This is a genomic window from Echinicola sediminis (assembly GCF_054777495.1).
Map to the genome: position 1 here is coordinate 12,631 of NZ_BAAHAP010000080.1, position 10,200 is coordinate 22,830.

The 10,200-nt window shown below is 38.6% G+C and carries 5 protein-coding genes and 1 pseudogene; all 6 read right to left on the reverse strand.

What is annotated here, in order from left to right; all coding sequences use genetic code 11:
• A pseudogene (locus tag ACYVAA_RS17385) lies at positions 1-701 on the reverse strand (ATP-dependent helicase); the annotation flags it as partial.
• Positions 702-715: 14 nt separating this feature from the next.
• Positions 716-2,554 carry an ATP-binding protein gene (locus ACYVAA_RS17390; protein WP_460544123.1) on the reverse strand — a complete coding sequence of 613 codons (1,839 nt, stop codon included), beginning with the start codon at positions 2,552-2,554 and terminating at the stop codon, positions 716-718.
• Entirely contained in the window at positions 2,547-3,728 is a 1,182-nt protein-coding gene (locus ACYVAA_RS17395) for an SIR2 family protein (protein WP_460544125.1), read from the reverse strand. The genes ACYVAA_RS17390 and ACYVAA_RS17395 overlap by 8 nt, the downstream gene beginning before the upstream one ends.
• 38 nt (positions 3,729-3,766) lie before the next feature.
• Positions 3,767-6,964 (reverse strand): type III restriction-modification system endonuclease, encoded by a 3,198-nt coding sequence (locus ACYVAA_RS17400; RefSeq protein ID WP_460544127.1) that lies wholly within the window; start codon positions 6,962-6,964, stop codon positions 3,767-3,769.
• Positions 6,961-8,823, reverse strand: coding sequence for an ATP-binding protein (locus tag ACYVAA_RS17405; protein ID WP_460544129.1), 1,863 nt, complete (start codon positions 8,821-8,823; stop codon positions 6,961-6,963). The genes ACYVAA_RS17400 and ACYVAA_RS17405 overlap by 4 nt, the downstream gene beginning before the upstream one ends.
• Before the next feature lies 1 nt (position 8,824).
• Positions 8,825-10,200 (reverse strand): site-specific DNA-methyltransferase (locus ACYVAA_RS17410; protein ID WP_460544131.1); only part of this gene is annotated, 1,376 nt, incomplete at its 5' end.

The window sequence follows — 10,200 nt, forward strand, 5'->3', positions numbered from 1 at the left end:
TTGGGGAGGTTATCCAGGGATAAGTCATCCAAAAAGTCATTGAATATATTATAGAGCGTGATAAAATAGATGAATTCTGGGCTATTCTCTTGATAAGCAGAAGCAAAATAATCCTGAACGCTTTGGGTAACCTCCTGCAGATCTTCCTCATTCTCCCAGATTTGATTAAACCACTCCAAATAGGCATTACTATTGGGATAATCAGATTTCTGGATGAGTGTGGGGAAACCCTTTTTAGGGGTAATACCTAAATCAGAGGTGGTAAAGCTGTTTACATTGGAATAGGCAAATGCGGATTGATTATTATTATCCACATGGATCATCCCATTCAGCGCTTGGTGATGGTGCTTATTGGATTTGAAAGTCACCTTTTCCTTTACCCATTTGGAGCATTCCTTGGCGATGGCACGTTGATTCAATTGATTCTTTAAACGAAGTTCAAAATCACCACCACAGAGCTCCGCTTCCTTGTATAAGTGGGGAATGAAAAATTTAGGAACCTCTTTTTTAAAATTCTCCTCAATAAAAGTAGGGGAGGTAAAAACAAAACGAAGTTCGTCAATATGCTTCAGCTCCTTCTTTAAGGCCTCAAAAGCATATATGGAGAAAGAAGAGGCGGCTATGCTTAGTTTAGCACTTTTACCAATGCTCTCTTTTAGTTCTTCCCCTAGGCGCTGGTTTATATTGTCAATTAGATGCATTTAATAACTCTGATTTATCCCTCTTCGCTAACTTCAGTAACACCCTTCCACCTATCACTCACTTTTTTGAGTTCTTCTTCTTTGGTAGGCTCATTTGTCCATCCCTCAACGAAGCTAATATCATTGGAATCTGGTAATTGTTCTTTTGTTAATTTATTAATCCTAATTCTACTTGGTAAAGCAGCTGCTTCCCCAACAAATATTGCTTCCCGCCTTGTTAGTGAAGGCAGCATCTTCGTTAAACCAATAAGATTGTCAGGAAGGAATTTTGAAACGTGAGCTTGGTCGTTTGAATTTGTTAATCGAAGAACTATCCAAGAATTACATTGAGATAACACTGTAGCTTCGACGTCAGATGGCCTTTGAGAAACTAACATAAGGCCTACTCCATACTTTCTCCCTTCCTTTGCAATTCGTCTTACAGCATCTTGTGCCTCTTTATATTGTGCCTCTCCGTGATTAGGCACATATCTATGTGCTTCTTCACAAATAAACAACACCGGATCTTTCTCCCTTTCCTCTCTTTTTTGCCATAATTTGTATTGAAATAAAAGCCTTGCAATCAAAGCGGTTAAAGGGCCAGCGACTTCATTTGGTAATCCGGAAATGTCGATAATTCTAAGATTCTTGTTTTCTATATCGCCAACAAATTGATGCAGTACTTCGCCCAGTGTTGGCGAATTCACCCCATATTCCTCCATTAAAAATGATAACTGAGGGTTTGAACGAAGAACTTTTAACTTCTTAAGAATGGATTCTATTTTCTGTCTATTAGAATCGCTAGGTGTAAGATTATCAGATTTACCTACTTTTCTACCCTGTACTTTATCAACATGTTTTATAAATTCTGTTAGGGAAAATGGAATTGGTTTATCTCTATCAAAATTCAAGATATCATCCTCATATTTTCCCGGAGTGGGTATTTCAGAATTTGCACCTCCCAATGGATCTTCTCCCACATTTTCCACTAACCCAGCGTTTAGTAACCTAGCATATGTAACCGCTTGGTATACCATATTGGTTTGTGAGGTAGCTTCAAATTCAGTTTTCCCAATAACTAATGATCTAAATTCATCACTTGACATCAGCCAATAGGGTAATTTCAATTGCGCTGTTTCAATGTTCTTTGCAGATGCTTCATTGTAAGCCTTGTACACAATAGCTTTATCTCCAAAGGCTTTAGCATATTCGCCATGTGGATCAATAATTACAATTCTTGGAGATATTGTTTTATTCCCTACTTGATGATCCAAAACAGAATGAAGAATGGATGCTACAGTTCCAGATTTTCCTGATCCCGTTGATCCCAAAATGGCACAATGGTGTCCAAATAACTTATCAATATTCGCTTTACAAATGGCATTATTTCCTCCAACATAGTTCCCAATAGGCACCATAGGGTTATTACCACCATCCTTTAATCCTTCTGCTGCCTGATAGATTTTTTCTAATTCGATATTTAGACATAAAAATGCATCTTGTAATGGCAGGGGGTAAGTTTCAATACCTCTAATAAAATCAAGAGTCTCCTTTTTTACACTCCAAACACCTTGTCCAAAGAGATCTGCCTCTAAGATTCTCTTATCATCACCTGGTAGAATAGTTGTTTTCCCTTCCTCTGCGTAAATATCAGACTGCATGCGGAGCATTCTGACGAATGCAAATAATATTTTCCTTCCAAAATGAACTTTGATTATACTTCCAATTTGTCCAACGGAATATACCTGACCAGATACAGATCGTGTTAGCTCTGTAATGCTATCATCTAGCTCAATCCTTATTGAATTGCCATTGACTTCAATGATTTTGCCTATTTTTAAAGATTGCTGAGATATAAAAATTCCTTTATTCATGCTCATTTGTTAATATAAAATTTGTCATTCCAGAAAAAGTCCACCACTTTAAATCCTTATTATCATTTGGAGGTATAGGGTCTAGAGAATTATAATACACTCCTTTTTGACCTGCTACAAAAACTCTATCACCAAAATATTCATTCCTCAACCACTTGTCTAAAGTTTCATTAACTACGCAGGTATCTTTGTTTGATTCTTGAGCGAATGCCACTATTGTTGTTTTATTACTTATGGATGATAGAGCAGCTTCTATTTCAGCATTAATATGTTCATCCCCAAAACTATAGCCGCAAGTTATTAATACGTTTTCATTAGATGAATTAAGGGCTTTTCTAAATCCATCAAAAAGGTATGAGAATGGGTCTTTTTGAGTTTCAACATATTTTGTGGCTTGAGGGTAAATCATTATATCAGACATATCTGATAAATATTTTGTCCCGTATCGATTCCTTATTAGCCCTTTTTCCTTATCCTTTTGCCAATCAATTGATCCATGTAATTTATACAATAAGCATTTGTTAGGGTGACTATTCGAATTGTGAAATTCAAATTGAGGATTCCAATATCCAATCGCTCCACCTGAAAAACCGTCAATTACTGTAAATTTCTCTAAACCAAGGGCATCCTCAAGAAGTGTGTCGTAATTAGTAGAAAAGAAATTTAATTTAGATCGAGATGTTAAATTCGAACGATTACCGTAAATAGCTTTTACAAACTCAATGTGATGTTTAATTTCCACAATAGGCTCTAGAGCTGTTCCAATCAATTCTTTATCACCATTATTTGAATAACCGTAACGAACAGTGTCCCCAATTGCCGAAATAATAGATCCGTAAACATGTAATAAATCATCTTTTGATAAGGACTTTTTGGAAATTGTTGCTGACTTGCTTTTTGACCTTTCAGCTAAAGCAATCAAATCGCCTATATGACTAAGAAAGTGCTCAATATGTGAGTCTTCTTCTAGTTCATCAGTTAAGAGTTTTATTATTTGATTATCCTTTTTATGAGAAGAATCTTTAATAATATTCTTAACTCTATCAGTTAGGGGGTACATAAGAGGAATATTAGACAGGTAACTAATTCCTGCTCCAAATAGCCAGTTTTGCCTACCTGAATCAAGGTGTTGCCTTAATTTCTCCGTTATTGATTCAAAATCTTGTTTTTCCATAGTTCTTGATTTAAGGCTAAAAACAACAGGTTATATTATCATTTCATCTGCACAATATCCATCAGCTTTTCATAGCTGCTTACTTTCGAAAATTTAACCACTCCTCCTCCGATGGTATCAAAGTGTTTTTCGGCACAGTGGATTTTTAACTTCTCTATTTCCCGTAAATCCATATCAGAATCAGACCCTTTGGTTTCTGCCACAAAATAGATGTGTCGTACTTTGTCCTTGTCCAATACAATGGCCCAATCAGGACTGTATTTGGCGACAGGGGTGGAGACATAAAAACTCTTGGGAAGCTTTGCATATACCACCACCTCGGTACTGTTTTCCAGTGCTTTGGCAAAATCAGCCTCAATCTTGGAATCAGAGGTCAAATAGTCATAGATGTGTTTTTTCAACAGGTCCGACTGGCGGAGTGCATGCTTGTCATTGGTAAAGACCGTTTTGGCATCATGACGGTTATCGACCTTATGATAAACAATATTATTGATGATCAAGCTGGCCTTGACCTCATTAATTAACTTGCTGGACCTGGCGATAAACTCTTCCGGATTTTTACGGATCAGTAAAAATTTCTCCTCATGAATGGCTTTAAGGATCGCCACAATGGTTCTTCTGGTCAAATGGGTCAATGCTTCTATTTCTCCAATGACATCATAAACCGTATTGGCATATAGGTCATTTTTGAGCTTTAGGGATTCCCTTTTGGATTCTTTCACTAAGCTGCCTTGCTCCATTTCTGCTTTTGTTCCTTCCTGAAGCTCTCCGGTTTTTACTTCATATATACGGTCACTAATATGGAGCTGGGCATTGATCCGGTTTTTGCTGTCCTGGATAAGTTTTTCGGTATCGAAGTTGACTTCGTACACAGTTTTCAGATTGATTTTATCCCATAACTCCTGGAATTCCTTTTTCGCAAAATTGGCATTGGTATCCAAAATAATGGTTTGTCTTTCGTCTTCAGGCTTAAAGGCTTCCCCGGTATATACTGATTTGAGCAATTTCCCAATTGACTCCCGATAAGGTTCAAGGGTATAGGGGAGAGGCATCTTGTTTTCCTCAATCAATTCCCTTCCTTCAGGAGTGATCTTATCCTCTTCGTCAATGACATCATTTTTGTACAGGAGTTTATTCAGTTTCTTTGCATCCTCCTCGGTTAAACGATGTGTTTCATCTTGTTCATTGCTAACGATTTTACCCACAAAATACTCCACTTCGGCTCTTTGTGGACGGTCTCTGAGTGTAGCAGCTATTTCGGTTTGAAGACCTTTGGCAAATGCCTCATAGCTTTCTGATGCGATGACGGTCAGTTTATTGATTTCATGGATTTGTTCGCCCACCAAATCAAAGTCCTGCCTTACTCCACGTTTGTCCACACACAGACGCATACCACGGCCTACTTCCTGCCTTCTTCTGGTCTGGCTTCCACTATCCGCATTTTTGAGGGCACAGATTTGGAATACATTGGGATTGTCCCAACCTTCTTTCAGGGCAGAGTGGGAAAAGATAAAGCGAACCGGCTCTTCAAAGCTCATTAGCTTCTCCTTATTCTTCATGATCAGGTCATAGGCAGAAGTATCATCTGATTCCTCGCTCCCCCGTTTTATTTTAGGATCGATAGATTTACCTTTTTTGTCAATGGAAAAATAGCCATCATGTACTTTTCCGGCATCATCCCTGGATAGGTAACTGGAATAGGTCGTTGGTAAACCTACCTGTCCGGTAGGCAGGTAAGCTCTATGGACCTTTCCTGGATCAGTTTCCACCAGATAGTCATTATAATCAACTTTAAAGAGATCTAAGAATTCACTACGGACATTATTATATTCTTCCTCAAAAATCTGGGCATATTCTCCCAATAATTTCTCTCCTGATTCATCATAAATACGGTATTTATCAACGGAGTCTATAAAGAAGAGACTGAGTACTTTTATCCCTTGCCCAAACAGCTGTTTTTCTTTTTGCAAGTGAGACATGATGGTTTCCCTGATCTGCACCCTACGGAATGAATGTTCGTCCTTGTCATTGAGTATGTCCCCGGGAAATATGTCCTGTCCATTAATGACTACCTTGTTCAGGTACCCGTTGATTTCGGAAATTGTATGGTTTTTATAGGCCGGTAGATTTCCAGACAGTTCATAGAGGTTGGCACCTTCAGGCAGCTTTTGCCTCACTTTTTTAATACTTTCTCCAACTCTCTTTTCAAATTCCAATACGGCAAAAGGCGGCTTGGTGGTACTCAAGCTGATATGCTCAAGGTACAAATACCCTGTAGTACCTGTTGAGCCTTTCAGGTTGATGCCTTTGACCTGGATTTTCTTGACCAAATGCTGGTTATAGGCATCCAATGCATCTAATCGATAAATCTTATTGTATTCTTCACCTTTGGCGTGAGTAGCAGAATACCTTAAGGTAAATAAAGGATTAAAGCCTTGCATACTGTCCAAGGTTTTAGAACCTTGTTTACCAACGGATTGCGGTTCATCTATGATCAAAATAGGATTGGTCTGCGCGATGATATCAATAGGCCTCCTTGTCCCAAATTGATCCAATTCCCGATAGATACGGTTGCCCACATTATCCTTTAATTCCCCTGTCTTTTTGTCGTATTGAGCAGAAGAAAAAGCCTGGGTGTTGATAATCATCACACTGATCCTGCTGTCCGAGGCAAAGTTTTCTATATCCTGGGGACGGCCTGAATTATAGATAAATGGATTGATCTTATGCCCATACAATTCCTGAAAGTGATCTTGGGTAACTTCAAAAGATTTAAACACACCTTCACGAATGGCAATACTGGGGACAATAACGATAAACTTGCTCCAACCGTAATGCTTATGCAATTCATACATGGTACGGATATAGGTATAGGTCTTACCCGTCCCTGTTTCCATTTCAATGGTCAGGTTATAGCCCAGCTTTGTTCCATTAGGCCTTTCTATCTTTTGACTCTCATTCAAGTCGTTAAGTTTTTGCACCTGTTGGACATTTTTCAATACCTGTGGTTCCAATAACTGTATAGGACTATTACGATAGCCAATTTCTTCCAGTACCTCTGATTCGAATACCGATGCTTGGATACTTCCACTGGCTGCTTGCTTTGCCTTTTTGATCAGGTTTTTGCTGCGCTCTAAGGTGAAACGATTGGTTTTTATGGGTTGGCCATTAAAACAATCCACCACGGCTTTTACCGCCTGAATCTGAAAATCTTGTTCTTTAAATTGGAGTTTCATCTTTTTACTTCTCCTTTCTTGATATATGCTTGTTCAGGATGATTAATCAATTCGGGATGAAGGTATTTTAGTTCTCCAGATTTGATCATTTCTTTAAGGTATTGTCGCTTTATATATCTTTCACCTTTACCTAATATGTTGGCGATATGGGAAGCTTTCACCGCTCTTTCTGCACATATCTCCTTTATAATTTCCCAAACCTTTTTGTGATCATGTTCCCTTTGATTCAGCTCTTTGATTCGATTTTCCAGCTCTTTGCTAATAATAGGTGGTGTACTTAAATCCTGAGCTAGGGTACTTAAATCTTGAGGTGGGGTACTTAAATCCTGAGCTGGGGTACTTAATTCTTGAGGTGGTGCACTTAAATCCTGAGTTGGAGTACTTAATTTTTTTCCGGCGATATAATAAGTTCCTTTTCCTTTACCCTTCGGCTCTAACAGATCATGATTCTTTAATGATCTAAGTTCGATACTGGCTTTTAAAGTGTCACAATCTGCCATCTGACGATATTTATGATTATCTATGGCTCCAACTTCCCTTACAAAAATCAAAGCTTGCTTTTGACTGTCGTTCAACTGTAACCCCGCAAACTGAGCCAACCAATCTACGTCTTGTTGATCAAGAAAATGATGGAGCAATAAGCGGGTTACAAATTGGTTGTTATTCCTATCAGAATCGAATGTAGGAGGGGCCAAGTGAGAAGAAGCCATTAATTTTCTCATGGCCCGAATCCCAGACCCTTTGGTCTCAGCTAAGTTCGTCTCATGAAATACCGCTGCAATAAATGGGTTTCTCGTTTCACTTCCTGGTTCTCCCAATTTGTCTTCAGCCTTAAGTGAATAACCTGGATTGATGATCTCTATGCGATTATCATAGCGGATCACCTGAATAGGCCTATGCTCTCGGTAGGATCTGTGCATCACAGCATTGACGATGGCTTCACGAAGTGCTTTCGATGGAAGACCAACGGATTTAGCTTGCATCTCTCCATCTGATAATAAAAATCCTCTTGGAAGATCATTATTAATCGCTTCGATCAATCGAAAAACCAAAGTTAGAAGCGGTCCTCTCATATCTATGGTAGTGAACCTGTCATCAGGATCCTGTACCCAAACATTGCCTGGAACCCTGATATAATCAACCCTTAGCATAGGCATATGCGCTCTTAAAGCTTTAGAACTTCCAAAAAGCACTAATCCGGATAGGTTAAGTTCATTTCTGTTCTGTTTGTTCACACAGCCTAGCGCTTCCAACAGCTCAGCATCAGAGTAGCTTAATTCTTCTGCAGCAGCATTTACTTTTTCACGAAGAGTCCTATACCTTTTAAGCGCATTTTCATCTATATCCTCAAGGCTAGTACCATTAACCGGAGTCTGATCATAACCTTGATAGTCAGCATAAAAGACCCGCAAATCATCTTCATTGCACCTTTGATCTGTTGGGCCGATGCGTCGGTATGCTCCCTGGGGAAGTCCATCAGCTTTGAAATACAAAGGCTTTTGGTTAAGAGAAAGCTCATCCACACGAACTTTTATTATGGTATCACCATGAACTCTTTCCACCGAGACTTTAGGTCGTACAGGAATATTGAACATTGAGCTACACTGGCTGACAAAATCTTTCTGAAAACTATCCGGGTCAGTAATATGTACCGTTTTATATTGAGGAATAAGCGAAGCTTTATCTTCAGCTACACCCAATAAGATATAACCACCACCTAATGAGGGTTCATTCGCAAAAGCGCACACCGTCTCCATGACTGAATGTGAACTTTCATGCCCTCCCTTAGCTTCTATCCAATCGCATTCGTCCTGTTGGTTCAACAATTCAAACAATTCTTCTGCTGTATAATCCTTCATATCAGATCACTTTCATTTCTGTTTCTGGACTTAACTGCTTTAGTAACTGACGGACATTCACCTTGGCGGTATCGCTTTTAAAGCCGCTATCCCGGAATACCACCCTAAGCGGTTCGTCCTTGGCGATTTCTTTGGCAAAGTCTTCATCGATGCCTTGATCAAAACAGGCATAAAGAGAATTTTCAGCTACCATATAAACCTTCTTTCCAGCAATATCCCTGGTATTGATTTTTAAACTCAGCGGTAATCCCCAATCCAACATGATCTGGGCCAGCAAATCATCCGGTGTACGGTCAGGCTTTACATTATCCGCAAAGGCATCCAACTGGCTTTGCTGATAGTCCTGAGGACGATAATACACATCCTGCATATTGCTGCTGTCCAGACAATAGACACGAAACCCATAATCTAAATCTACCCCTGTTTCATCTTTGATCTTTTTAGCTGCTCTTCTGATACGTTCTTTGCCTATTTCACAGATGTTTTTGTAACCTGATTTGTAGGCTTCACTTTTTTCATCTGTGGCTTCGGGAATTTGTACCATAATGAATTTTCTTCTGCCTTTATCCTGGGAATTTAATTTCACAACTGCATGAGCTGATGCAGAAGATCCTGCAAAAAAATCAAGCATAGTATCATCACTCTTTAAAACCAAAGCTGATAATCTTGAGATAAGATTGGATGGTTTTGGTGTATCAAAAACATTACTGTCAAATAATTCAAGAATTTCTTTTTTACCTTGTTTATTAGAAGAAGTGTTATCCCAATAATTAGTTGTAGGTTGCCCTTTACTTTCAAAATCATAAATAACACGTTGTGGTACACCTTCACCATTTTTTCCAAAATAAATCCTTTTCTCTTGGAGTAATTTTTCATAGCTCTTTGGTGGATATGCGAAGAGCCTTTTGTGCTTATTACCCGAAGGGGTAGTAACCTCATACTCATATCCACCACCGCTTAATCCTTTGGATACTGTAATAGGTACAGGTCTCCATTTTCCTAATGGAAACTCATCATTAGGTACTTTATAGCTTTTTTCTACATATTCTTTTGAAAGCGGTTCTAATTTAAATTCAGTCAGAATACTTTTACCATAAACTACAATATTTTCTCCTTGCTTAGCTACATTTTTTGAATCACTCGAAATCTCTTTCTTTCTTTTCCACATAATTGAAGTAATGAAATTTGATTCACCAAGTATTTCATCGCAAATCTTTCTAAGATTATGTGCCTCATTATCATCAATGGAAATAAAAATGACTCCATCATCAGTTAATAAATTTCTCGCCAACTTCAACCTAGGATACATCATACTGAGCCAATCAGAATGGTATCTACCGGCAGTTTCCGGATTAACAACCAAACGTTGGTTAAAAT

Bases quoted from the DNA above. Each gene is read 5' to 3' on its own strand.
- ACYVAA_RS17390 (WP_460544123.1), bottom strand. From the start codon at position 2,554: ATGAATAAAGGAATTTTTATATCTCAGCAATCTTTAAAAATAGGCAAA.
- ACYVAA_RS17400 (WP_460544127.1), bottom strand. From the start codon at position 6,964: ATGAAACTCCAATTTAAAGAACAAGATTTTCAGATTCAGGCGGTAAAA.
- ACYVAA_RS17395 (WP_460544125.1), bottom strand. From the start codon at position 3,728: ATGGAAAAACAAGATTTTGAATCAATAACGGAGAAATTAAGGCAACAC.
- ACYVAA_RS17405 (WP_460544129.1), bottom strand. From the start codon at position 8,823: ATGAAGGATTATACAGCAGAAGAATTGTTTGAATTGTTGAACCAACAG.